26 protein-coding genes are annotated in these 25732 nt (G+C 55.0%); 7 read left to right on the top strand and 19 right to left on the bottom strand.

From position 1 onward, the window contains the following. Positions 1–2: 2 nt before the first annotated feature. The 7 genes from K5Y30_RS09240 to K5Y30_RS09270 form a co-directional block, all read right to left on the bottom strand. Positions 3–542, bottom strand: a complete 540-nt coding sequence (locus K5Y30_RS09240; RefSeq protein WP_222185497.1) for a PadR family transcriptional regulator — start codon at positions 540–542, stop codon at positions 3–5. Between the two features lie 89 nt (positions 543–631). Continuing rightward, on the bottom strand, positions 632–1414 hold the full coding sequence (locus K5Y30_RS09245) for a siderophore-interacting protein (RefSeq protein WP_222211127.1): 783 nt from the start codon (positions 1412–1414) through the stop codon (positions 632–634). Positions 1415–1663: 249 nt separating this feature from the next. After that, on the bottom strand, positions 1664–1807 hold the full coding sequence (locus K5Y30_RS09250; RefSeq protein ID WP_255433205.1) for a hypothetical protein: 144 nt from the start codon (positions 1805–1807) through the stop codon (positions 1664–1666). Positions 1808–2058: 251 nt separating this feature from the next. Further along, a complete protein-coding gene (locus tag K5Y30_RS09255; protein WP_008107201.1) occupies positions 2059–2925 on the bottom strand; it encodes a helix-turn-helix domain-containing protein in 867 nt (288 codons plus the stop codon). A 222-nt stretch (positions 2926–3147) separates the two neighbouring features. Further along, entirely contained in the window at positions 3148–3315 is a 168-nt protein-coding gene (locus tag K5Y30_RS09260) for a DUF2474 domain-containing protein (protein ID WP_222211129.1), read from the bottom strand. 1 nt (position 3316) lies between these two features. Beyond that, positions 3317–4321, bottom strand: a complete 1005-nt coding sequence (cydB, locus tag K5Y30_RS09265; RefSeq protein WP_064738586.1) for a cytochrome d ubiquinol oxidase subunit II — start codon at positions 4319–4321, stop codon at positions 3317–3319. A 1-nt stretch (position 4322) separates the two neighbouring features. Beyond that, a complete protein-coding gene (locus K5Y30_RS09270; RefSeq protein WP_101761884.1) occupies positions 4323–5744 on the bottom strand; it encodes a cytochrome ubiquinol oxidase subunit I in 1422 nt (473 codons plus the stop codon). Positions 5745–6309: 565 nt separating this feature from the next. Between K5Y30_RS09270 and yghX the strand changes: the two genes are divergently transcribed. Next, on the top strand, positions 6310–7200 hold the full coding sequence (gene yghX / locus K5Y30_RS09275) for a YghX family hydrolase (RefSeq protein ID WP_137386438.1): 891 nt from the start codon (positions 6310–6312) through the stop codon (positions 7198–7200). A gap of 33 nt (positions 7201–7233) precedes the next feature. Here yghX and K5Y30_RS09280 read toward each other — a convergent pair whose 3' ends face one another. Continuing rightward, positions 7234–7596: a helix-turn-helix domain-containing protein gene (locus K5Y30_RS09280; protein ID WP_222185495.1), complete on the bottom strand. Its 363-nt coding sequence runs from the start codon at positions 7594–7596 to the stop codon at positions 7234–7236. Between the two features lie 97 nt (positions 7597–7693). Between K5Y30_RS09280 and K5Y30_RS09285 the strand changes: the two genes are divergently transcribed. Continuing rightward, complete coding sequence (locus tag K5Y30_RS09285) at positions 7694–8548, top strand: SDR family oxidoreductase (protein WP_222185494.1); 855 nt, start codon at positions 7694–7696, stop codon at positions 8546–8548. A gap of 323 nt (positions 8549–8871) precedes the next feature. Beyond that, a complete protein-coding gene (gene treF, locus K5Y30_RS09290; RefSeq protein WP_222185607.1) occupies positions 8872–10530 on the top strand; it encodes an alpha,alpha-trehalase TreF in 1659 nt (552 codons plus the stop codon). 83 nt (positions 10531–10613) lie between these two features. Here the strand turns inward: treF and K5Y30_RS09295 are convergent, their stop codons facing one another. Beyond that, positions 10614–11561, bottom strand: coding sequence for a sensor domain-containing diguanylate cyclase (locus tag K5Y30_RS09295; protein ID WP_222185493.1), 948 nt, complete (start codon positions 11559–11561; stop codon positions 10614–10616). A gap of 329 nt (positions 11562–11890) precedes the next feature. Here K5Y30_RS09295 and K5Y30_RS09300 point away from each other — a divergent pair, with 329 nt between their 5' ends. The 4 genes from K5Y30_RS09300 (at position 11891) to K5Y30_RS09315 (ending at position 17601) form a co-directional block, all read left to right on the top strand. After that, on the top strand, positions 11891–15133 hold the full coding sequence (locus tag K5Y30_RS09300; protein ID WP_222185492.1) for a transporter substrate-binding domain-containing protein: 3243 nt from the start codon (positions 11891–11893) through the stop codon (positions 15131–15133). Positions 15134–15137: 4 nt separating this feature from the next. Then, on the top strand, positions 15138–15842 hold the full coding sequence (locus tag K5Y30_RS09305; protein WP_222185491.1) for a response regulator transcription factor: 705 nt from the start codon (positions 15138–15140) through the stop codon (positions 15840–15842). 118 nt (positions 15843–15960) lie between these two features. Next, positions 15961–17025, top strand: coding sequence for a mannonate dehydratase (gene uxuA, locus K5Y30_RS09310; protein WP_222185490.1), 1065 nt, complete (start codon positions 15961–15963; stop codon positions 17023–17025). A 162-nt stretch (positions 17026–17187) separates the two neighbouring features. After that, positions 17188–17601 (top strand): ester cyclase, encoded by a 414-nt coding sequence (locus K5Y30_RS09315; protein ID WP_222211131.1) that lies wholly within the window; start codon positions 17188–17190, stop codon positions 17599–17601. Here K5Y30_RS09315 and K5Y30_RS09320 read toward each other — a convergent pair. From K5Y30_RS09320 to K5Y30_RS09365, 10 genes are all read right to left on the bottom strand, one after another. Beyond that, positions 17584–18006 carry a MarR family winged helix-turn-helix transcriptional regulator gene (locus K5Y30_RS09320; RefSeq protein WP_222211133.1) on the bottom strand — a complete coding sequence of 141 codons (423 nt, stop codon included), beginning with the start codon at positions 18004–18006 and terminating at the stop codon, positions 17584–17586. The two genes, K5Y30_RS09315 and K5Y30_RS09320, sit on opposite strands and share 18 nt — an antisense overlap. A gap of 44 nt (positions 18007–18050) precedes the next feature. Then, positions 18051–19313, bottom strand: a complete 1263-nt coding sequence (fabF, locus tag K5Y30_RS09325) for a beta-ketoacyl-ACP synthase II (RefSeq protein ID WP_222211135.1) — start codon at positions 19311–19313, stop codon at positions 18051–18053. Between the two features lie 42 nt (positions 19314–19355). Next, positions 19356–19901: a helix-turn-helix domain-containing protein gene (locus K5Y30_RS09330; protein WP_222211137.1), complete on the bottom strand. Its 546-nt coding sequence runs from the start codon at positions 19899–19901 to the stop codon at positions 19356–19358. A 172-nt stretch (positions 19902–20073) separates the two neighbouring features. Next, a complete protein-coding gene (locus K5Y30_RS09335) occupies positions 20074–20766 on the bottom strand; it encodes an amino acid ABC transporter permease (RefSeq protein WP_217549359.1) in 693 nt (230 codons plus the stop codon). A 15-nt stretch (positions 20767–20781) separates the two neighbouring features. Then, positions 20782–21468, bottom strand: a complete 687-nt coding sequence (locus tag K5Y30_RS09340) for an amino acid ABC transporter permease (RefSeq protein ID WP_154155525.1) — start codon at positions 21466–21468, stop codon at positions 20782–20784. Positions 21469–21579: 111 nt separating this feature from the next. Then, positions 21580–22395 carry a transporter substrate-binding domain-containing protein gene (locus K5Y30_RS09345; protein WP_101761871.1) on the bottom strand — a complete coding sequence of 272 codons (816 nt, stop codon included), beginning with the start codon at positions 22393–22395 and terminating at the stop codon, positions 21580–21582. Between the two features lie 20 nt (positions 22396–22415). Next, entirely contained in the window at positions 22416–23153 is a 738-nt protein-coding gene (locus K5Y30_RS09350) for an amino acid ABC transporter ATP-binding protein (RefSeq protein WP_222211139.1), read from the bottom strand. 10 nt (positions 23154–23163) lie between these two features. Continuing rightward, positions 23164–23730 (bottom strand): peroxidase-related enzyme, encoded by a 567-nt coding sequence (locus tag K5Y30_RS09355; protein ID WP_137386449.1) that lies wholly within the window; start codon positions 23728–23730, stop codon positions 23164–23166. Then, positions 23727–24209 (bottom strand): hypothetical protein, encoded by a 483-nt coding sequence (locus tag K5Y30_RS09360; protein ID WP_222211141.1) that lies wholly within the window; start codon positions 24207–24209, stop codon positions 23727–23729. The genes K5Y30_RS09355 and K5Y30_RS09360 overlap by 4 nt, the downstream gene beginning before the upstream one ends. After that, entirely contained in the window at positions 24206–25660 is a 1455-nt protein-coding gene (locus K5Y30_RS09365) for an NAD(P)-binding domain-containing protein (protein WP_222211143.1), read from the bottom strand. Before K5Y30_RS09365 ends, K5Y30_RS09360 begins: the two co-directional genes overlap by 4 nt. Positions 25661–25732: the final 72 nt, after the last annotated feature.

Here is a 25732-nt window from a genome sequence, read left to right on the forward strand (position 1 = left end):
TTCTAACTTTTAGCGATCTTTTCCGCCGCTTCATGCAGCGCGCTGATCACTATCTCCAACGCCTCATCCGAAATATCTTCCTGCGCCAGACGATGATTCAGGGTGTGTTTGATCAGATGAATCGCCTGCTCAACCTGCGGAATGCTGCGGTTATTCACCAGAATCGCCAGCGAGGTTAAGCGCTCGATAATCGCATTCACATTGTCACGATTCTCCGCCAGCAGCGCCTCGCCGCCTTCATTCAGCGCATAGGCTTTACGCGATGCCTGCGCATCGACCACGCGAATCGCATCCATCTCTTCGAGCAGCGTCAGGTTAGGATAGATAATGCCGGGGCTGGGTGAATATTCCCCTTTGGAGAGCTCTTCAACCGATTTGATCAGCTCATACCCGTGCGCAGAGCTGATGGCGAGAAAGTGCAGCATTAACAATCGGATATCGCTGGCATCCAGCATCCGCTCCCGACGCTTCTTGCGTGCGCCTGCACAGACGGTGCGCTGTGCGTGATCGGACTGCCATGGAAAATCCCGCTGCTGTTTCATTGCCTTCCTGAGCGCTAATTAAGGGAGGTTGATAGTAGTCTGCCACCAGGCAAAATTCAACACAGGCGGCAGCGCGCGCGGCGTTGGCGTTATTTCTGATGCCAATAAGCTACGGCGCGCACGAAATCGGTATGTGCACCGCGTCCCTGGGTGAAGTAATCGCTCAGCAGTTTCACCGCTTCGCCCTCGCCCGTCAGCCAGATGAAGTATTCAGTGGCAGGCAGCGCAATCCTATCCAGCTGCGCCTTAATCGGTGCCAGGTTATCGGCCTGCATGGTGCCGCTGCCCAACCAGCTCACCTGCACATTTGGCAGATCACCGAGATAATCGCGGCCGGTGGCTTCATCGGCATAGGCCAGCAGGTGAATTTCCTGCGCCTGGATTTCGCTGTAACGACGTTTAAAGGCGGGCAGACCGGTCTCATCACAGACGTAAATCTGGCAGGCGTAATCCGCCGGGATCACCAACGAACCGCGCGGGCCGCCCATCGCGATTTGATCGCCCACTTTGGCTTGGTTTGCCCAGCTGCTGGCAACGCCGCCATCGTGGATGTAGAAATCGATGGTCAGAGAATCGACGCCGTTAAATTCCAGCGGCGTGTAATCACGCGCGGCAGGACGCACGCCATTCGGCCAAACGATGCCTTCATCGGTGATCTGCGGTAGCGCCAGCTCTGCACCAGCATGTTCCGGGAAGAACACTTTGATGTGATCGTCAAAAGATGGCGAGTTGAAGCCGGCCAGATCGCTGCCGTTGAAAACAATGCGCCAGAATTCACCGGCAATCAGCGTCTTGCTGACCACGCTGATGTGGCGGAAACGCAGTTCATTGCGCACACGACGTGGCGCGCGTTCGGAAGGGTGAGTTTGCAAGTGGTGTCTCCCTAAAAGATAGTGAAAGTCATTCTCATCTGATGGGGAGAGAATAGTTATGATATATCTTCGATGCAATGCCGAAAAATGCTATCTGTGTGTTTGGTCGCCACTATGGCGTATGTAGGGTTCGTGCGGGCTTCACAAAGGTCGCCATAAATGGCGACCCTACGGGAGGAACGTAGGGGCGTCATTTATGACGACCTTTATAGAAGATGCAGCAGATTGGGATTGTGTTGCGGGAGGAGATTACGCCTGGTGATTGCCGCAGGTAACGAAACTGCCATCATCCTGGGTATGGTTTGGCAGCACATTGTCGCCCAGAATTTCATGCTGCGCACAATGCGGTTGATGCGGATGCAGTCCGCCCGGCGGTGAAAATGGCTCAGCCATCTGCGCACTTGCCAGCGAAGAAAACGCTACAAGCGCTGTCATGAGGAACAACGGTAGAAGTCGCATAATTTTTTGTCTGTTCACTATAGCGGCCCGGAATGGACCAGAAATGCAGGTGATTATCCAGCCTGATGTGTGGCGGCTGGTGATTTACGCGGCCAATCAGGTTTCGATGAAGAATTTTACGCCTATTACGCCAGTGAGTTTATAAAATCGTGCGGTTTGTCACGGTTTACCGCACGAATTATGCATTACTTATCCGCCACCGGAATATAGAAGGTGCCTTGCAGCAGATCGGGCGTACTGTATTTCAGATCCAGCTTGAGCAAATCTTTGCCCGCACGGCGTGCCACGCCCAGCGCTGGCAAGTGGTTGTAGTAAATCTCCGCGGTGAACGCGTTGATCTCTTCCGGCGCGCCGTGCCAGTCAATCTCCGCATACAAACCACTTTCGCCGGTCCAGTTCTGCACGTTGCGCGGCAGCACATCAGCGTACTGACTCTCCAGCGCCTGGAACAGGCTGATGTGCTGCTGATCGGCAGAATGTACGCCCGGACTGAACTGGAAGCCCAGCCAGCCGCGATTCACATGCTGGCCGGCAAAGGCGATGAAATCGCGCGTGTGCTGCGCCACCACATGATTGTGGTGATCGATGTATTCCCCGAAGCGGCATTCCCACTCAATCACTTCGCCACACAGCTGAATCTCCGGCTTCTGCGCCAGACGCGCATTGACCCACTCGCGCTGCGTGGAGATGCGGCTGTGGAAATCCTTCATCAGCATTTCCGGAATGCGACGATAAGCACCCGGCGTCATCGAGAAGTGACTTTTAAACACGCGGGTAAAATTCTGCTGATTATCAAAACCGAAGCGCACCGCAATATCGATTAGCGGCATGCTGGTCAGACGCAGCGCCATCGCCGCCATGGTCAGACGACGTTTGCGCGTGTAGGACGCCAGCGTTTGTCCGGTCATCTCTTTGAACATGCGCTGCATGTGCCATTTGGAGTAACCGGATTTCAGGGTAATCAGATCGATGTTGAGCTCGTCGGTCAGGTTCGCTTCTATCCAGTCCACCAGATCGTTGATGTACTGTTTTTTTACATTCAGGCTGAGCATGATTTTGATGGTCGAATGAGGTGGTTAACGTCATGAATTTGCGTTATTCGTCACATAAATATAACAAAAACGTATTACTAACGTAAGGAAGAGTAAACGTACCGAAGCGGGAAAAGCATTAATTGCTTAGGTTACTAACGTTTTTTTGTGTGCGGAAAGGAAAAAGGTCGCCATGAATGGCGACCCTACGGGGATATCAGCGGGTTCTGTCAATGCCGGAACTCAATGCGAACGCATGCCCGCTGCCGTCATCATCATACGAAACAGTGATGCCACCACACCAAGTGCCAGCACGCTTGCGCCGTAAATGATTACCAGCCACATCACCTGCTTCCACCACGGAATCTTAGTTTCAGAGTGAGTTTTCATGTTGCTGACCTCGGTTTTCATATCAATGGTATCCTTCGTCGGCTTTGATTTTTCCGCGGAACACGTAGTAACTCCAGAAGGTGTAACCCAGAATGACCGGAATAATCAGCAAGCCGCCCACCAGCATAAACGCCTGACTGCTCGCCGGAGACGCCGCCTGCCAAATGGTGATCGACGGTGGAATGATGTTCGGCCAGATGCTGATACCGAGGCCCGAGAAGCCAAGGAAAATCAGCGCCAATGTCAGGATGAACGGCGAGTAATGCGCTTCACGTTTGATGGCGCGCACAATCCCCCACGAACACAGCACCACCAGTACCGGAACCGGCAGGAACCAGAACAGGTTCGGACGCGAGAACCAGCGCTGCGCGATATCCGCGTGCGTCAGCGGCGTCCAGATACTGATAATGCCCACCACCAGCAGCAACGTCAGCGTCAGCGGCGTCGCCAGCGCAGACATCTTACGGTGCAGATCGTGTTCGGTTTTCATGATCAGCCAGGTACAACCCAGCAGTGCATAGGCGATGACCAGACCGACGCCGCAGAACAGCGGGAACGGCGCTAACCAGCTCATCGCTGAACCCGCATATTCACGGCCCACCACCGGGAAACCATTCAGGATCGCGCCCACGGCCACGCCCTGACTGAAGGTGGCCAGCAGTGAACCGGCGATGAATGACTTATCCCAGAACGCACGGTGTTCTAGCGTGGCTTTAAAGCGGAACTCAAACGCGACGCCACGGAAGATCAGGCCAATCAGCATCGCCGTCAAAGGAATCGACAGCGCATCCAGCAGCACCGAGTAGGCCAGTGGGAACGCGCCATACAGCGCCGCGCCGCCCAGCACCAGCCAGGTTTCGTTGCCATCCCAAACCGGGGCAACGGTATTAACCATCATGTCGCGTTCGATGGGATCTTTATTGAACGGTAACAGCAGGCCAATGCCGAGATCGAAACCATCCATCACGATGTACATCAAGGTGCCAAACACGATGATGGCAAACCAGATAATTGAAAAGTCGATCATCTTAGTGCTCCCCACTCTTTTCGCTATGGGTTTTGGCCGCCGACAACGGACGCGCTGGCGTGTGATGCTGACCCGGGCCACCGTGATCAACCTCTTTACCTTCGCCGGTCACCGGACCCTCTTTGATCAGACGCATCATGTAGAGGTAACCGACACCAAACACCGACGAGTAGACCAGAATGAACGCCAGCAGGCTGATGCTCATGTGCATATCGCCATGCGCCGAGACCGCATCAATGGTGCGCTGCACTCCATATACCACCCACGGCTGACGCCCAATCTCGGTGGTAAACCAACCGGCCAGAATGGCGATCAAACCCGATGGCCCCATCAGCAGCGTGAACCACAGGAACGGACGCGAGTGATACAAACGGCCTTTGAAACGCAGCCACAAAGACACCACGCCGAGCGTAATCATCAGCAGGCCCAGCGCCACCATCACGCGGAATGACCAGAAGATAATGGTGGAGTTTGGACGGTCCTCTTTCGGGAAGCTCTTCAGCGCAGGGATTTGCTTCTCCAGGCTGTGCGTCAGAATCAGGCTGCCGAGGTACGGGATTTCCAGCGCGTACTTGGTGCGCTCCTGCTCCATATCCGGCACACCGAACAGAATCAGCGGCGTGGCTTCACCCGGCTTGTTTTCCCAGTGTCCTTCAATTGCCGCGATTTTCGCAGGCTGATGCTCAAGGGTGTTCAGGCCGTGCGCATCACCGATCATCGCCTGAATCGGTGCGACGATCAGCGCCATCCACAGCGCCATCGAGAACATTTTACGAATCGCTGGATTGTCGTTACCGCGCAGCAAATGCCATGCGCCCGACGCGCCAACAAAGAAGGCGCTGGCCAGGAAGGCACCGACCGACATGTGGAACAAGCGATAAGGGAACGAGGGGTTGAAGATAATTTTCAGCCAATCTTCCGGTACCACGATGCCGTTCTGGATGATGTAGCCCTGCGGCGTATGCATCCAGCTGTTTGACGCCAGAATCCAGAAGGTGGAGAAGATGGTGCCGAGCGCGACCATGCAGGTTGCAAAGAAGTGCAAGCCCGGACCGACGCGGTTCCAGCCAAACAGCATCACGCCAAGGAAGCCCGCTTCAAGGAAGAAGGCGGTTAACACTTCATAGGTGAGCAGCGGGCCGGTGATACTGCCAGCAAACTGCGAGAAACCGCTCCAGTTAGTACCGAACTGGTACGCCATCACCAATCCGGATACCACGCCCATGCCGAAGTTAACGGCAAACGCTTTCGACCAGAAATGGTAGAGATCGCGATAGGTCTCGTTACGGGTTTTCAGCCACATCCCTTCAAGCACCGCCAGGAAACTGGCGAGACCGATGGTGATGGCTGGAAAGATAATATGGAAGGAAACAGTAAATGCGAACTGAATCCTGGCCAGATGAAAGGCGTCTAATCCAAACATTGCTTACCTCATTGCCACAAATTACACCGAATTTTTACTTATAATTAACAAGCAGAGCGCAGCGGTTATTTCGCCGTGCTTAAAGAAATGTCGCGCCAATGTAAAAGGAAGTGGTGCGAACAAAAAGATACAGGGGAAGTCGGTAAAACTATAACAGTGTTTTTTGATTTCGATCATTGTTTTCAGCAGAAACTAATACTTTAAAAATCACGACGTTAAGGTTAATCACCCTCATTCATTGTGACAATATTGTTATTGTTTTCCGCCTATTCCCGCTGTGCTTATCAGGTAAGCACTTCATTTATTTATTTTTTAGTGCGAAGAAAAATGGCGTTATTTACGGTAAATACGTTGAGCATGTAAATATTTCCGGACAGCGCAGGATGATCAGGATTGTTAATTAAAAGCTAATATTTTTAGAACAAAAAGATATATTTCTGCTGTTTATTAAACAGGTGATGTAAACGCAGTGACGTTAACCTACTGCGGCATGGTATTTGCCAGCGGCGACAAGCTGTGCTTTTTTAGAGCAGTAATCAACCAGTTAAACAGCGAAGGAGAGGTTATGGCCCGTCTTACTGCACAGGATTTCCCTCAGGAACTGCTCGAGCTTTACGATTACTACGCCCACGGCAAAATCAGCAAACGTGAATTTATTGCGATGGCGGCGAAATTCACCATCGCTGGCATGACCGGCGCCACGCTGCTCAGCGCCATGAGCCCCAATTATGCGCTGGCGCAGCAGGTGGAATTTACCGATCCAGCGATCAAACCGGAATACATTCACTATCCGTCACCACAAGGTCACGGCGAGGTGCGCGGCTATCTGGTGCGACCGGCCAATGCATCCGGCAAAGTGCCTGCGGTGGTAGTGGTGCACGAGAATCGTGGCCTCAATCCCTATATCGAAGATGTGGCACGACGGGTAGCGAAAGCCGGTTACATCGCGCTGGCACCCGATGGTTTGAGCTCGCTGGGCGGTTATCCGGGGAATGATGATGAAGGCAAAGTGATGCAGGCCAAAGTCGACCCCACCAAGTTGATGAATGACTTCTTCGCCGCGATTGATTTCCTGATGCACCACGAAGAGGGCACCGGCAAAGTGGGTATCACCGGCTTCTGCTACGGCGGCGGCGTAGCCAATGCGGCGGCCGTCGCGTTTCCTGATTTGGCCTGCGCGGTACCGTTCTACGGCCGTCAGCCTAAAGCGGAAGATGTGCCGCGCATCAAAGCGCCGCTGTTGCTGCACTACGCCGCGCTGGATAAAGGCATCAACGAAGGTTGGCCAGCCTATGAAGAGGCGTTGAAAGCCAATCACAAAATCTATGAAGGCTATGTTTATCCCGGTGTGAATCATGGCTTCCACAATGATTCGACGCCGCGTTATGACAAAGCCGCCGCCGAATTAGCGTGGAGCCGCACGCTGGGTTGGTTTGAGAAGTATTTACGCGCTTGAGGGTGCGGCGGTCGCCATAAATGGCGGCCCTTCTCAATGCGCCTTCAAAATCCGATGCACATTGCTCTCCAGCCAATCCGCCAGTCCGGTCACCTGCCCTTCCACTTCGCGGCCTAACGACGTTAAACGATACTCAACGTGCGGTGGCACCACGTCATAGGCAATGCGTTCAACAAAACCATCCTCTTCCATATGGCGCAGCGTCTGCGCCAGCATACGTTCGCTGACGCCACCAATCTTGCGGCGCAGCTCGCTAAAACGCAGGGTTTCTTCGCGCAGCGCCAGCAAAATCAGTACGCTCCAGCGGCTGGTAATGCGCTTCAACACGTCGCGTGACGGGCAATTCACGTTCAGCAACTCACCGCGCGTAAATTTTTCACTCAACTTTTCAGACATTTAACTCAGCTTCTCCAAACTAACCAATCTGTAAGTACTTACTAAAAGTTAGTTTATCGCTTAGGCTGTTTTCATACCAGTTCAACAGGAGAACAACATGATTGCGATTACAGGTGCCACAGGCCAACTGGGCCGTCTGGTGATTAATGCGTTATTGAAAAAAGTGCCGGCTAGCGAAATCATTGCGGCGGTGCGTTCGCCCGAGAAAGCGGCCGATCTGCAGGCGCTGGGCGTAACGCTGCGAGCGGCGGATTACAGCCAACCGGAAACGCTGCAAAGCGCCTTTGCCGGTGTCGATAAACTGCTGCTGATCTCTTCCAGTGAAGTCGGCCAGCGTGAAGTGCAGCACAAGGCGGCGATCGATGCGGCTAAAGCCGCCGGCGTTGGCTTTATCGCCTACACCAGCTTACTGCATGCCGATACCTCGCCGTTGGGTTTAGGCGTTGAGCATCGTGCGACTGAAGCCCAGCTGAAAGCCTCGGGCATTCCTTTCGCGCTGCTGCGTAACGGCTGGTACACCGAAAACTACGCGGCGAGTATTGCGCCCGCGCTGGCGCATCATGCCTTTATTGGTGCGGTCGGCGAAGGTCGCATCGCTTCCGCGGCGCGCATTGACTATGCGGCGGCAGCGGCCGAAGTGATTAGCCGTGACGATCAAGCGGGCAAAGTGTATGAACTGGCTGGCGATGACAGCTACACACTGGCGCAGTTCAGCGCCGAGATTGCTAAACAGTCTGGCGAGCAAGTGGATTATATCAATCTGCCACAAGCCGAATTTGCCGCCGCGCTGAAAGGTGCCGGTTTGCCAGATGGCTTGTCTGAGATGCTGGCGGATTCCGATGCCGGTGCCGAAAAAGGCGGTTTGTTCGATGATAGCCATACGCTGAGCAAACTGATTGGCCGCCCAACCACGCCGTACGCGGACGTGATTAAGGCAGCGTTGCAGAAGTAAGGTTGACCAGGTCGGCATTTATGCCGACCTGGTCAATCACCGCTGCGTTTGCCATCAATTGATCAAGTCATCCCACGCTTTTCCGCGCAAATTTTAGCGATTTTCTTAAATACAGATAATTCTGTGCAGCTATTTAAACATCCATCCTAAAAGCCGCTTTCATTTCCTGAAATATAGTGCGTTGTAATCGCTGAAAAATCATAAAAACACCGGATCCATCGACATGATTTATTACGTTCATAGATAAATCGCATTGTTGTTTCGCCCGTTCAGAGCTCTATAATTTGTTCTTTACGCATTCAAGAATTTACCAGGAGGCTGCTATTAATACTAACCAACAGCAATATAACGCTTTCGAGGATCGACGCGCTGATGCTGAACTGGAGTATCAATATAATCCTCACGAGTTCGTTCGCGAAGGTATGCAGGATTCAGAGCCGGAACCCGAGCTGATTGAAGGTTTGCCCGCGCCGGATGCGCTGACGCCTGCCGATCGCTACATGGAACTGTTTGAGCAGGTGCAGACGTCGCACATATTTGCCGACAGCAAAACGTTTCCGGACTGCGCACCAAAATTCGATCCGCTGGATATTTTAATCCGTTTTCGTCGTCGTAAACGCGCAGCGGATTTTGATCTGGAAGCATTCGTGCACGAACATTTTTATTCACCTCAGGTGAATGAGAGTTTCTATGTTTCCAATCCAGATAAAACCTTAACCGAACATATTGATGATCTGTGGCCGGTGTTAACCAAAATGCCGCAGCAACATTTAGCGCACTCATCGCTGCTGCCGTTGCCGAAACCTTACGTGGTGCCCGGCGGCCGATTTGGAGAAACCTATTACTGGGATTCCTACTTCAGCATGCTCGGCCTCGCCGATGCAGGCCGCGACGATCTGCTGCGTCATATGGCGGATAACTTTGCCTGGCTGATTGATAACTACGGCCACGTGCCGAACGGCAACCGTACTTACTACCTCAGCCGCTCGCAGCCGCCGGTGTTTGCGCTGATGGTTGAACTGTTTGAAGAGGATGGCATTCGCGGTGCGAAACGCTATCTCGATCAGCTGATGAAAGAGTACCAGTTCTGGATGGATGGCGCGGGCGAGCTGATGCCGCATCAGGCTTATCGCCATGTGGTGCGCATGCCAGATGGTTCGCTGCTGAACCGTTATTGGGACGATCGCGACACGCCGCGCGATGAGTCGTGGCTGGAAGATATCGAAACCGCGAAGAAATCGGGTCGTCCGGCCAGCGAGGTTTATCGCGATCTGCGTGCCGGTGCCGCATCGGGCTGGGATTACTCTTCCCGCTGGCTGCGCGATCCGCAGCGCCTGGCGAGTATCCGCACCACGCAATTTATTCCGATCGATCTCAATGCTTTCCTCTACAAGCTGGAGCTGATGATTTCGACGCTGTCACACGCCAAAGGCGAAGAGCTGACGGCGCTGGCATGGCAGAAAAAAGCCGATGCGCGTAAGCAGGCGATTCATCGCTATCTGTGGGATAACACCGCCGGGGTGTACCGCGATTACGACTGGCGCCGCGAACGCTTTGGCGCATTCACTGCCGCTGCGGTGGTGCCGCTGTTCCTTGGCCTCGCCTCGCCTGAGCAGGCGCACTTGCAGGCCGTGGCGTTGCGCCATCTGTTACTGACGCAAGGCGGCTTGTTAACCTCGATGGTGGAGAGCGGCGAACAATGGGATAAACCCAATGCCTGGGCGCCGTTGCAGTGGATGGCGGTGGTCGGTTTGAATCACTACGGTGAAGAGACGCTGGCGACAGAAATTGCCGTTAACTGGCTGAATACGGTAAATAATTTCTATTCACTGCATCATAAGCTGGTGGAGAAGTATGACATCAGCGGCGATCGCGCCCGTCCGGGTGGCGGCGGTGAGTATCCGCTGCAGGACGGCTTCGGCTGGACTAATGGTGTGACCCGCAGGTTGATGACCATGTATGGGCATTTGCTGGCGGATTGATTAATGCGCACTGTAGGATCGCCATTTATGGCGACCAAATGCGCAATATGTGAAACGGTCGCCATAAATGGCGACCCTACGGTTTACCCCGCCAACCCAAACCCCTGCTTACCATTCTTCTTAATCTGATACATCGCCTCATCGGCTCGTGTCAGCGCCTCATCAAAGCTGTCACGCTCCTGCACTTGCGTAATACCAATTGACGCACCAATCTGCGCGTGGCCGTTATCAATATCAAACGGTGTCAGCGCGGCATCCAGCACTGCCTGCATCATAATGCGCACTTTCGGATAGTCGATCAGGAACGGCATCAGCAGCACAAACTCATCGCCGCCGAGTCGGCCAATCACTACATTTGGTGGCACCACGTCGATAATGCGCTGGCTCAGCTGAACCAACACCTCATCACCACTGCGATGTCCCAGCGTATCGTTGACGTGTTTGAAGTTATCGAGATCGATAAACGCCACGCACAACGGCCCCAGCGCTTTCATCTTGCTGAACTGCGTATTTAGCGCATGGCGATTGGTCAGTCCGGTAAGCGGATCGTGATGCGCCAGCGATGAGAGCTGCGCTTCGTACTGCTTCTCTTTGGTCATATCGATGTGCGTGCCGGTGACTTTGATCGGATTGCCCGCTGCGTCCCATTCGGTAACGCGTCCACGATCCAGTACCCATTTGATATTGTCGTTTTTGCCCAGCATGCGGTGCAGCGCTTCGTAGTAAGGCGCACGCCCTTCGATGTGATCGTAAAAGGCTTTCAGCACTTCATCAGCGTCATCCGGATGCAGGCAATCGCGCCATACATCGAACTGCGCTTTGGTCTCTTTCGGCTGAAAACCGAGCATCGCTCCCCATCGTCGGTTAAAAATCACCAGCTTGCCGCTGGGAATATCCAGCTGCCATAAACAAAGACCGGTTCCGTCCAGCGCTGCACTCAGCTTGTTACGCGCGTCATGCGCTATACGCTTTAAACGCGCATTGTGCTTTTTCAGGTTATGAATCTGCTGACGCAGCGCTTCTTCTGACATGGTTGGCTGAAGGAGAGGAAATAAGCACTATTTTGCCTACCAGGAAATTTCTGTAAATAAAACCAATGAAAAGCCGATTAGCAGCGGCAAATTGGAGAAACTTCAGGAGTAACGTCGAAAGTTTCCTGTCAAAACAGCCGACTAAACTTACTTAAGTGCCCGTCTTTAGTAAGTACAGTCGCTATTTATAAGAAATTCCTTAGTTGCTATTTAATTACTGTTTAGGTTCGTGCCGCTGTGAGTTGTCACCTGGCGCAGCAAAGGCGTGCCAGTAGGTTGCACCGCCGCGTCGCAGTGCAAGATGCAGGATTAAAATTGAGAACGGGTTCGTGGGTAAACGCATTCTAAACATGATCTTCCTTATGGGCTTCTGTTTCTCCGCCTGGAGTGCCTCCCCTTTAAATTTCACGCCGCGTTATGGTCTGGTTTCCCCTGAAGTGACGCTGAATGAAGAGAGCCAGCAGTGGCTAAAACGTCATCCCGTGCTGCGCGTCGGTATATGGAGCCACACGTTACCGCCCTATTCGGTTGAATTTGAAGAAGAGACCTTTGAAGGTCTGTCCGCCGACTATCTGGCCATCATCGCGAAAACGCTGAACCGCCCGGTCGAAGTTAAACGCTATAACACCCGTCTCGATCTGGTGAACGCGCTCAATAACAATCAAGTCGATTTAATTCCTTACTACCCGCAGGCTGCTAATCACGAAACCAAACTGGCACTGAGTATTCCCTATTCGCTGGCGCAAAGCGTGTTGATTAGCCGCCGCCAGGCAAAATTTGATCGTCAGCTAAATGACAGCCGCTATCGCCTGATGTACTACGGTGACGACGAACTCAAAGCGCTGCTCCATAAACGCTATCCCGAAGCGACTTTAGCGCCCGCCACACCGCCACTCTGGGCCTATACTGACACCGCTTTCAATGAGGACACGGTGTTCTGGAGCAACTCTGCCACGCAACGCTATTTGTCGCAGCGCGGCTTGCAGAACATTATTGAAGGGCATAGCACGACTTACATGAATGATGTGGATGCGCGCTTTGCCACCCGCGCGGACAATGATTCGCTGATCACCGCCATTAATGAAATCCTTAAAAATATCCCGCTACGTAACGCCGTACAAATTGCCGAAGCATGGGGGCTTGATTACCGGTCGGTGGTGAAGAATCATCCATTGGACCTTAGCGAAGCTGAGGCTAAATGGCTGGCTGGTCACCGCGATATCACGGTGAATTACGATCCTGCACATCTACCTTTCACCTTCCTGGATGGCAAACAGCGTGTTGCCGGATTAAGCGTTGATTTGTTAAATCTCATCTCGCAACGCACCGGTATTCGTTTTCATTACAATCCCATGCGTGGCTTGAGCAATATGCGCGATGCTCTGGTGAACCAGCGAGATGCACTCATCGTGGTGAGTGATGCGGCTTCACAGCAGAGTAAACACATCAAGTACACACGTTCGTACATTTATTCGCCTTGGGTGGTGATGACCCGCAGCGACAGTAACTGGCGCAGTTTCGAGGAAATGGCAGGGAAACGCATCGGCATCTACGAGCGTTCTTATTATCGCTTTGATCTGCGTCGCCGCTGGCCAACCATCGATTTTAATGAAAATGCCGTTTCGCTCGACTCCCTCGGACAGCTCCAGGAGAAGCAGGTTGACGGCTTTATCGTGCCCTACGAATCAGCGCAATATTTGCTGAATAACCACTTTAATGACCGCTTTAAAGTGGCGTTCGTTGCGCCATTGCCGATGTTCCGTATGGCTATGGCGACCAACGCAACGGATGAGCATTTGCTCTCAATCCTAAATAAAGCGCTGTACGATATTCCACAGCCGACCATGCAATCGCTAATGGAACGTTGGATCAAGTACACGCCTCCCGCCACCAGTACGTCCTGGCAGAGCTATCGCAGTTACGTGCTGCGTATTGCTGCGGTGGCCGGCATTTGCCTGCTGTTTTTCCTGTGGCGCAACCACTTGCTGAAATCGTCGCTGGCGAAGCAGCGCCAGCATGAGCGCGAAATGAGCAACCAGCTGCACACCATCGAAACGTTGCTGGAAGATGTACGCAAAGCAAAACGTGCCGCACTGCGCTCCAGCGAGGCAAAAAGCACTTTCCTTTCGCATATGAGCCACGAAATCCGCACGCCGCTGGCGGCGCTGATTGGGCTTTTGGAAATTGAGCATTTAGGTCAAAGCGACGAATCTCAGCGTCAGAAGAATATCGATCTGGCGTGGGAATCCTCCCGTTCACTGCTCTCGCTGGTCGGCGATATTCTCGACCTGGCGAAAATCGAATCCGGTCATTTCAGCATTCGCCACATGCCGATGTCACTGAGCGATGTGGTTTATGACACCGAAGCGCTATTCCGTCAGGTAGCACTAAATAAAGGGTTGTCGCTCAATGTCATGCTGGATATCGATCAGGACTGCGTGCTGTTTGATCCGGTGGCGTTGAAGCAAATTCTCGCCAATTTGGTGAGTAACGCCATTAAGTTTACCGCGCAGGGTGAAATTGAGGTGGCGCTGTATCAGGCAAATACCAGCAAACCCGAATACGTGCTGGAAGTGTGTGACAGCGGCATTGGCCTGACGCCCGAACAGCAAAAAGCGATATTTGAGCCCTTTATTCAGGTTGAACAAAACACCAATCGTGTTAGCGGCACTGGGCTGGGTCTCAATATTTGTCGTCGCCTGGCGGTGATGCTGGAAACTGAACTGCACGTTGAGAGCGAGCCCGATGTCGGAAGCGTATTTATGCTGCGCTTTACCGCCCAACCTGCCACTGCGTTTGAAGCAGAAAGCGAACATCCACCGCTGGAAGCACTGGCGCAGATTTCGTTACGTATGCTGATTGTTGACGATAACGCCACCAATCGTCTGTTGCTGGCACAACAGTTGCGCTACGCCGGACATCATGTGCTGGTTGCGGAAGGCGGCGAAGCGGCGCTGGCGCTGTGGCGTGAACATGAGATTGATCGCGTGATTACCGATTGCAATATGCCTGGCATGGATGGTTTCGAATTTACCCGCCAGTTGCGCATCGAAGAGAAATTACTCAATCGCCGCGCGGTGCCGATCTACGGCCTGACGGCGATGGCGGAAGAGCGTGTCGCACAACTTGCGACGCAGGCGGGCATGAATGGTTGTCTGTTTAAACCACTGGAGCGCACGCAGCTGCTTAAAGTGGTAACCGGTGCGCCGACCAGCCAGATACGTTCTGACGCCTTACTCACACTGGAAAACCTGGCAGCCAACGATCCGCAAGCCTGGCACGATCTGGTGACAACAGCCCAGCAGCAAAACGCGCGCGATCTCGCACAGCTGCAGCAGGCCGTTGAGGAGATGAATTTCGCCAGCGCGCGCCACGCGGCACATCAACTGCTTGGCAGCGCAAAATTGCTGCACGCCGATGCACTGCAACGCAGTTGTCTTGCGGCGGAACAAGCAGCAGAACAACAAGATGGAGCATGCTTAGAGCAGCAATTGCCAGCCGTGATCGCTGCTGTCGCTGAGTTGGAAAAGCTGTTCCAAAACGCACTCGAAAACACCCCATTGATGAGGTAAACCCATGAAAGATAGCACCATTTGGCAAGTTGCCGTATTAGATGATCACCCACTTATTGGCAAAGCGATACAGTATCGATTAGCGCAAGAGCCCGAGCTGGAGTTGGTTGGCACTTTCGCACAGCGCCAGCAGTTGATGACTTTCCTGCAGCGCAATGCCGTCGACGTGTTAGTGCTGGATTATATCCTTGGCGATGATGAGCTGGATGGCTTGCAGATGGTGAAGCAGCTACGAATGCGCTATCCGCAGCTTAAAATTCTCGTCTCCTCCGCCGTCGAAAAACCGGCGATTGTGCAGCTATTGTTGAAAGCCGGCGTGCATGGTTTTGTCGGTAAAAGCGAAGATCAGGAAGTGCTGATCAAAGCGCTGCATCAGGTATGCCGCAACAAACGTTTCCTCACCGCAGACATGCTGCTAGAGATGGATAAGTTCAAAGAGAGCGATAAGGAGATGCACGATTATCTGCTACCGCGCGAGATGTGTGATGACATTACGTCGTTAATGCGTGAGCTGAGCCCACGTGAGATCGAAGTGATCCGCTGCTATCTGGATGGGTTGAGCATCACGCAGATCGCAGGCAAGTATGCACGAAGCCGTAAAACCATCAGCGGGCAAAAACAGACTGCGCTGCGCAAATTGGGTCTGCGATCTGATTTGGAATTATTTAAATACAAAGAGCATTTCAGTGAAATTGTGCTGCATCACTAATGCAAAAATTGTGTTCTGTGACGCGGATCAAGGCTTATTCACCGCACCGCGCTGTCATGATGTTTACTAGAATGGTAGTTTATCAGTTATCACATACACGATAACGGTGGATGACATTATGCAACTGACAATGCGTTGGTTTGGTCCGAAAGAAGATAAAGTTTCGCTGGAATATATTCGTCAGGTGCCGGGCGTGCGCGGCGTTGTGGGCGCGCTGTACGACGTACCGGTGGGCGAAACCTGGCCGAAAGAGAAGATTAACGCGCTGGTTGAGCAGGTTCATGCCGCCGGGCTAACCGTGGAAGTGATCGAAAGCGTCAACATTCACGATGACATCAAAATCGGTCTGCCGAGCCGCGATCGCTATATCGAAAATTATAAGCAGAGCATCCGCAACCTGGCCGAGGTCGGCGTGAAGGTGATTTGCTACAACTTCATGCCGGTGTTCGACTGGATGAAGACCGACATGAACTACGTGCTGCCAGACGGCTCGCTCACCATGGCGTTTGAGAAGAAAGGCATTGATAAGAGCCTCGACGAGGTGGTGCAGGAAGTGCTGGGCAACGCCAATGGTTTCGCCCTGCCGGGCTGGGAACCGGAACGTCTGGCAAAAGTGCAGGATCTGTTTGCCCAATACAAAGATGTTGATGACGCGAAACTGCGTGAAAACCTCGCTTACTTCCTGAAAGCGGTGATCCCGGTGTGCGAAGAAGTGGGCGTCAAGATGGCGATTCATCCGGACGATCCACCGTATTCGATCTTCGGCCTGCCGCGCGTGGTGAAGAACCGCGACGATCTCGACTGGATCTGTAACGTGGTCGATTCCGAGGCTAACGGCATCACGCTATGTACCGGATCGATTGCCGAAGATCCGAATAATGATGTGTACGCCATTCTGGCCGAGTTCTCGCGCCGCAAACGCATCCCGTTCGCGCATGTGCGTAACATCAAGATCATTCAGGATAAAGATTTCTACGAGTGCGCACACCCAACCGAATACGGTTCGCTGGATATGTATAAAGTGCTGCAGTCGATGCATGACAACGGTTTCGATGGCTACATCCGTTCTGATCACGGCCGCTTTATCTGGGGCGAAACCGGCCGTCCAGGCTACGGCTTGTACGATCGCGCGCTGGGCACCACCTATCTGCTGGGATTGTGGGAAGCGCTGGGTAAGCGCTGAGTTTTACGCAGTGCGCATAAATGCGCACATTGCGCCGTCGTAAGGTCGCCATTCATGGCGACCTTTTCACGTTAATCTCACCGCACAACCTGGCAAACTCTCCATCCCAACTTGCCGTTAAATATATACAGTTAAACTGTACATATTCAGCGGAGACTCACCATGTCAGAACAAAACAAAGCCGTTGTACGTCGTTTCAATCAGCAGGTGATTGCCGAAGGCGATCGTCAGGCTTTCAATCAACTTGTCGGCGAAAACTTCATTAACCGATCAGCGCCAGCCGGCGCGCCCAGCGATCGCGAAAGTCTTTGGCACACCTTCGATCAGATCCTGCGTCCCGCTTTCTCCCATCTTCAGGTGCACATTGAAGATCAAATCGCCGAGCGCGATTGGGTCACCACGCGCAAAATCATAACCGGCGTCCACAGCGGATCGCTGATGGGCATCGCGCCCACCGGTTTAGCGGTAACGATCGCGGTGATCGATATGGTGCGAATTGAAAAGGGAAAATACGCGGAGCATTGGGGCATGAACACGCTGGCGGCAGTAATGACGCAGCTAAAGCAGTTTGCGTAATGCAGCCAGCCCTTTTTGCAGATCGTCGCGATCCTGCTGGTCGAGCGTTGCATCGATGCGCGCAGCAATCCACTCGGCACGCTGTTGACGTGCGGCCGCCAACGCAGCGCGTGCCTGATCGCTCAGCACGATCACCTGCGCCCGTGCGTCCTGCGCGCTTTTTTGCCGCAGCACCAAACCTTGCGCCTCCAGCTCATTTACCACCAAACGCATACTTTGATGTTTCACGCCGCGCAGCCGCGCAAGATCGGCGATGGAGAGCGCGTCGTGGCTATCGAGCAGATCTAAGGTTTCATATTGCGAGGTGCGCACGGTCGCGGTGCTGACGCGCACGTTACGAACGAAGTGACTAACCAGCTGACGGAGCTCTTCCGCCAGCTGCTGGGTTGCAATTTCAGTGCTCAAAGGGGCGATTCCTGCGCGCTATCATTGGCCCCATTATAGGAAACCTATTGCCAGGCTTTAAACAACAAACTGGCATTCACGCCGCCAAAGCCAAAACCGTTGGATAGCGCATAGGTCATCGCCGTCGGCTGTGGTTTCAGCGCCACCAGATTCAGCCCAACGGCCGCTTCATCCGGATGCTGCAGATTGAGCGTCGGCGGAGTAACCTGATCGCGCAGCGCCAGAATCGAGAAGATCGCTTCCACACCACCCGCCGCACCAAGCAGATGTCCGGTGGCCGATTTGGTGGAGGTGATCGCCACCTCGCTGCCAGCAAACAGCGAACTAATTGCTGCCAGTTCGCCCTTGTCGCCGACCGGCGTCGACGTAGCATGTGCATTGATATGCTGCACCTCGCCCGCGGTAATGCCTGCCTGTGCCAGCGCGGTTTCCATCGCCCGGCGTGCCCCTTCACCATTTTCCGGACCGGCGGTGAGATGGTAAGCGTCCGCGCTGGTGCCGTAACCCACCAGCTCCGCCAGCGGTGTCGCGCCGCGCGCCTCCGCATGTTCCAGCGATTCAATCACCAGCAATCCCGCGCCCTCACCCATCACAAAACCGTCGCGGTCGCGATCAAACGGACGCGAAGCCTGCTCTGGACGATCGTTAAAGCCGCCCGACATCGCTTTCGCTGCGGCAAATCCGGCCAGGCTCACGCGATGGATCGCCGCTTCGGTGCCGCCGCACAGCGCAATATCCGCTTCGCCGCTGCGAATTAGCCGTGCTGCATCGCCAATCGCCTGGGCACCCGCCGCGCACGCCGTCACCGGCGCGCCAATTGGCCCACGAAAACCATGTGCAATCGAAACGTGTCCGGCAGCCAGATTGGCGAGAAACGAAGGAATGGTAAACGGCGACAAGCGACGCGGCCCACGCTCGGCGGTGGTTTCAACCGCGTTGGCGATTTCGTTAAAGCCGCCGATGCCGGTGGCGATCACCGTGGCGGTGCGCTGCTGTTGCGCACTGTCCTGCGGGAACCAGTTGGCTTGCGTCAGCGCTTCATGCGCTGCCACCAGCGCGAACTCGATAAAGCGATCCATTTTCTTGCGATCTTTGGCGGCGATAATCCCGTCGGGATTAAAACCGTGCTGGGGATCCTGCTCTAGCGTCGGCACCTGTCCCGCCACTTTGCAGGTGATATCCTGCACCATCTCCGGCGGCAAGGCGCTGATGCCCGATTTTCCCGCCAGCAGCGACTGCCAAACCGCTTCCGTGCCGCAGCCCAGCGGCGATACCAGCCCCATGCCGGTAATGACAATTCGTTTCATTTTTCATTCCTTAATCTGCGGATGCTTACTTGCGCGTTAGCGTTATGACTGCGGCTGGTGCAGCGGCGGCGGCGCAAATTTCTGGGTGTTATCTCCAGCGCGTTTTTTCTGCAGATAATCATGGCGATAGTGCATCATCGGCTCCGCTGCCGGGCCGGGCACCATCTGATAGTTATCCAGCGTCAGCGGCTGGCCGTTTTCGCTATCGACCAGCTGCATCTTCACCGGACGCTGCGTAGCGCTTTCCACCAGCTGCATCTGGCGACCTTCCGGCGAGAAATGCGTGCTGCCCCACTCGGTGAGCGCCAGAATTACGTCGCGAAAATCGCGACCGACGGCCGTCAGGTGATATTCGAAGCGCGCCGGTCTGGTGCTGTAACACACCTTCTCCAGCAAGCCATCGTCCACCAGCTCTTTCAGCCGCCGCGACAATATGTTGGGCGCTACACCGCTGCTTTTCTGGAACTCATCGAAGCGCGTAAAACCGGCCAGCGCATCGCGCATAATCAGTATGCTCCAGCCATCGCCAATGCGCCCAAGGCTGCGCGCGATGGGACAAGGCATGTTGTGGAGCGTTTGGTTTTTCAAGGTTAGCTATCCCGCATCGGTTTGATGGCGGATACTGTTGCAGAGTGACTTTCATTTTGCAAGTAACTTGCAGAATGAAAGTGATTTGGCGGTGGCTTCTTTGCACAATAAAGTGCGCCGCTACGGTTGGGCGCACTTGATCGTAGCGGCGCGATTTATCGCGCGGATTTGGTCAGGTCCGTACCCGCAATCTCGCCTCAATCTTATCGGCGATCTTGGTCACCACATAGGCAATCACCATGTAAAACACCACCGCCACCAGGAAGGCTTCGAGGTAGTAGAAATTCAGCGCCGCGGTCAGTTGCGCCTGGGCGAAGATATCCACCACTTCGATGGCAAACGCCAGCGACAGCGCTTTCATGATCACCATAAAGGCGTTCGCCAGATCGGGAATCGCCGCCACGATAATCTGCGGGAACATCACGCGGCGGAACAGCTGGCCGCCGCTGTAACCGAGCGACAGCGCCGCATCCGATTGTCCGCTATCAAAGGAGTTGAGCGCGCCCTTCCACACTTCCGCCTGAAACGCTGCAACACAGGCGCTTAGGGCAACGATGATGATCACCCAGTTCGGCAGCGAGTGCGCATTCACTTTCACGCCAATCAGCGTGGCGACGAAATCCAGCGCCGGCGGCAAACCGTAATAGGCGAGGAAAATCACCACCACCATCGGTACGCCTTTAAAGGCAATTTTGTAGGCGATCACCAACTGGCGCAGCACCGGAAGGCGGCGATGTTCAACAAAGGCAAACAGCCCGCCGAGCAGCGTTGAACAGATAAACACCGTCACCGCCATCAGCAGCGTCACCGGCACCGCATCGAGAATGCTCCAGAAGTCCGGCAGTAAAACCTCAAGATCAAACATGGTTTCTCTCCCTTATCAGACGCTGGTGAATTTGACGCGTGCAGCAGTTTTCGAGCTGTACTTCGCGTGACGTTGTTCGAAGAAACGGATAATCAGCCAGGCCACGCCGCACAGCAGCGAATAGAGCACCGCCAGCACCAGATAAGTGCCGAACTGATATTGGTTGTAGTCGCGTTCCATGATCAGATGCGCAGTCGCCATCACATCCGCCGCACCGATGTACATCACCAGCGCCACGTTATGAATCAGATAGATAATCGCATTGCCGTAACCCGGCAGCGCATAGTGCACCGCTTGCGGACCGACAATACGCAGCATTTTCTGGCGGAAGCTGTAGCCCATGCTGTCGGCGGCGTCATGCTGGCCGCTCTCCACGGCGAGAAACGCCGGGCGCATCACTTCCGACAGATAACCGCCGTGATACAGGCTCAGGCCAATCATCGCCGCGATGTTGGCGGTGACAAAATCGCTGAAGCCAAACTGCTCGGCCACCAGCGGCAAGCCATAAAACGCGACAAACAGCTGCAGCACCACCGGCACGCTGCGCGCGTATGAGACGTACAAATCCACAAACTGGCTGATAACCGGGATGCGGCGCACGCGGAACACGGTGGCGATCAGCGCCAGGAAGAACCCGACGATCATCGCGACAAACATTATGCCAAGCGTCAACGGCAGCGCCGAGAGCAGCTCGGGAATCATCGAAGTCAGATTCACAGTGAAACACTCCTGCTAAAAAAGAGCCGGTGAATGCGGCGTAGGGGCGGCCTTCGGCCCGCCCTTTTCAACGCATCATCGAGCACGGTGAATCTCTTACTTCATGTACTTCGTGACGTCTTCGCCAAACCACTTCTGCGCCAGCTTATCCAGCGTGCCGTCCGCTTTCAGCTGTTGCAGCGTTTTGTTGATGTCATCGTTCAGCGCCTGGTTCTCGGCAGAACGGTGAATCAGCACGTAAGTGTTGTTGATGGCAACCGGCTCGCTGGCTTTGATCGCCAGTTTCTGGTTGTCGATCACCGTTTGCTCGCCGAGGTTCGAAGGCAGGATCAGCGCATCATATTTGCCACGCTGCACCTCTTTCAGACGATCCGGATAAGGCACGCCAGCGCTCGAAGCTTTGATCTCAACTTTGTCGTTCGGGTTGTCCTGCTGCCACTGCGTCACGAATTTGTACACGCCGCCGCCTGCAGTAACCGGCACAATCTTCTTGCCGACCAGATCTTTCATGCTGTTGATGGTGCTATCGCTGCGGCTGTAGATCTTCATCAGGCTGGCACCGATCGGCGCATCCGGGATCAGGAACTGTTTGCTGCGCGTTGGCGCTTTGTAATAACCGCCGGTCGCCATGTCATATTTGCCGGTGGCGAGGCCGGTTTCCTGGGCGATATCCGCCGCACCTTCCATCACAAATTTGTACTGCGGCAGTTTGGCGTTGATGGCTTTCAGCACATCCGGCTCATAGCCCTGCGGCTCGTGACCAATCGCGCCCCACGACAATGGTTTAGATTCCGCTGCGGTAGCAATTTTGATGGTGCGCACCGCGTCGGCGAAGCTGTTACCGCTGATGAGCGCCAGCGCGATGATGCCAGGCGCGGCCAGGCGACGTAATGTGGTTTTGATTGCAGGCATGTCGTTGATTCCTTTAATTATTAGAATACGCGTTCTGAATTGAGGAACTGAGCAAGTCGCGGCAGGGTTGGATTATCAAACATCTCAGTCGGGCTGCCCTGCGCGGCCACCACGCCCTGATCCATAAAGACGATGCGGTTCGAGATACTTTTGGCGAACTGCATTTCGTGCGTCACCAGCAGCGAGGTAATGCCGGAAGACGCCACATCTTTAATCACTTTCAGCACCTCGCCCACCAGCTCCGGATCGAGCGATGAGGTCGGTTCATCAAACAGCATCACATCAGGGCGCACCGCCAGCGCGCGGGCGATGCCGGTACGCTGCAGCTGGCCGCCGGAAAGCTGCGATGGATAGTGATCGAGTTTGGCGCCCAAACCCACGCGCTCCAGCTCCTGCACGGCGATATCGCGCGCTTGCTGCTTGCTTTTGCGTTGAATGACGATCAGCGGATCCATCACGTTTTCCAGCACCGTCATGTTTTTGAACACGTTGAACTGCTGGAACACCATCGCGGTGCGCAGGCGGATCGCCTGGATCGCCGCTTTATCCGGTGCCTGATAATCCATGCGGATCTGATCGAGCTGAATGGTGCCCGACGCCGGTTTCGCCAGATAGTTAATGCAGCGCAGCAGCGTGGTTTTGCCGGTGCCGCTTGGCCCGATGATCGACACCACATCGCCGCGTTTCACCGACAGATCGACACCTTTCAGAATCGGCGTGCTGCCGTAAGAGAGCGTAATATCGTTGAGTTCTAACATGCAGCAGCCCTTATTTGTGCAGGTCAGCATGGCCAAGCACATGCATCAGACGGTTGGCCCAGCCAAAAATGGCGATGGCGTGGATCAGATCGATAATCTCCTGATCGTTCATGCCGACCGCGCGCAGTGCCGCCATATCTTCGACGCTGGCTTCTGACGGCGTCACCGACAGGCGGCGGGCAAAACGGTAGATCGCCGCATCACGCTCGCCGAGCACATCCGCACGATCAAAGTAGATGGCGCTCACTACCGCATCGCTCTCCGCCAGCTGCGCATGGCGACGCGCATGCACCACCGCGCAATATTTGCAGCCGTTAACGATCGACGCGCCCAGCGCGCCGAGTTCACGATCCGCGCGATCCAGCCCGCCATCGACATACATAATGGCGTTGAACAGCACGGTACGCGCCACGTAGCTGTCGGGATCGTGCGCTAACGTGCGCACATATTCGGAGATCTTCTTATTCGATGGCGTCACTTTCATCGCATCGAGCTGCGCGGGCGTGGCCTCTTCTACCTCAACCGGCGCGATATACGGATGCCAGTGCAGCGGCTTGAGATTAACCGACGGAATCATGCAGACCTCAACAAGCGTAATCCGGCCGCGACGCGCGTCTGGAAGTTAATAAAAGCAATCAGCTCGGAGAGCGCCACAATCTGTGGATGAGTCAATCCGGCTTGCTCCAGCAGGCGGATGTGCTGCTCGGTGGCGTGCATTGGCTGCTGGGTGACGAGATCGGCGTGGCGCGCGATGGTCGCCAGCGGTTCTGGCAGCTCGGTGGCGCCTGCCGCCATCGCCAGCAGCGCCTCTGACGGCTGCAACGCCGCCAGCTGCGTCTGATAATCCTGTTGCAGCGCGGCATCGTTATTCAGCTGCGCCATGCGCTGCGCCAGCGCAAAACGTACATCCGGCGCTAAATCCTGATCGTCGTTGGGTGCCAGCACCGAGATGCGGCACTGCTCCGCGCCGTCAACAAATTCCGGGCGCAGGCGGCGCGTGCCGTACAGCGCATCTTCAGCGTTTAAACCGACTGCGCGATCAATTGCGTCACTCACTGCGCGTTCTCCTGGTTGAGTAAGGGCGTAGAATCCACCCATTCATCGCCCTGCAATTCAGGGGTGTCAAAAGCCTGTAAGTTGGCGTAATGCTGCTCGACGTCTTCGGCAAACAGCGAAGCGGTAATGCCGCGCACCAGACGATCGGCACCGGCGCTCACCGCCGGGATATCGCCGGAGACTTTGCCGTGCGTCAGCATCGCGGCATCGTTGAAGCAGTGAATGTGCGCCAACAGCGGGCATGCGCCTGGTGTCAGTTCGCGGAATTCAAAGGCGGGGCCGAGATCCGGCGCTTCCAGCAGATTGGCTCGCGGCGCGCCCATTTCGGGCTGATAACGTCCGTCGCGCCAGCTGCGGATATGTGGCGCGAGCGCGGCAAACTCCGGGCGGTCGTGGAAATCGTTGCTAAAGCCGGTGGCCGCAATGAGGTAGTCGTAGCGCAGCGCGCCTTGCGTGGTTTCGATCAGCAGCCCATCGGCCTCTTGCTTAACCGCTTTGATGCCGCAATCTAGCAAGAAGCGAGCATTGGCATGACGCGATACGCGCAGCGTCGAGGAGCGCGGTGGCGGCGTTTGCGTGGTGGCGGTGTAATCGACAAACTTCCACTTCCACGCGTCCGGCAGCTGATGCATGCCGTGCACCACGCCCTGACTGCCGATGCCGGTCATTTTGTTGATGCGCGGCATCTGCTTACGACGAATCAGCAGATCCACCGCGCCCGCGCCGTTTTCCAGCGCGGTGGCGGCGTTATCCATCGACGATGCGCCCGCGCCAATCACCGCGATGCGTTTGCCTTTTAGGGCTGAGAAATCAATGTCGTCGGCGGAGTGCGCCCAGAACTGGCGGCTAATACCTTGCAGGAATTCCGGCACGGCGAAGCCGCCAAGACCAGAACGTCCGGTGGCCAGCACCAAACGGCGCGTGTAAATGCGGCCGGTTTCGGCACCGCTAACATCGAGCGCAATCAGATCGCCAGCAAAGCCAATATGGGTGACGCGCACTTTGTTGCGCACCGGCAGATTCAGCACCTTGCGATACCAAATCAGGTAATCCATCCACTGCGCTTTGGGAATTTTATCCAGCGCTTGCCAGGCTTCTTTGCCCCACTGCGCGGTGAACCACGCGCGGAACGTCAGTTGCGCCATACCGAGCGCCGGGCCGTGCAGGGATTTCGGTGAACGCAGCGTTTCCATGCGCGCAAAGGTCACCCACGGACCTTCCAGCCCGGCGGGTGCGGCGTCATACGCCACCACATTGCTGATGCCGCTGAACTGCAATTTCGCCACCGCCGCCAGCCCGCACATGCCCGCGCCGATCACCACCACGTCACGCACGGGTGCGCCATCCTGCGTGCGCTCGGGCACCCAGGATTTAGCGGGCAGTTCAAGATATTCCAGATCCTGCTGAAGCTGAGCTTCCAGCGCGGCAAGGCCATCGGCGGCATAAGTCATACACGTTTTCCCAGAAATAAGCGGCGGCCAGAGTGCGGACGAAACCACCAAAGCGCGTTAGTGACTATGCAT

Origin of the sequence: Pantoea sp. DY-5 (assembly GCF_019795955.1) — a bacterium.
Classification (GTDB): Bacteria; Pseudomonadota; Gammaproteobacteria; order Enterobacterales; family Enterobacteriaceae; genus Pantoea; species Pantoea leporis.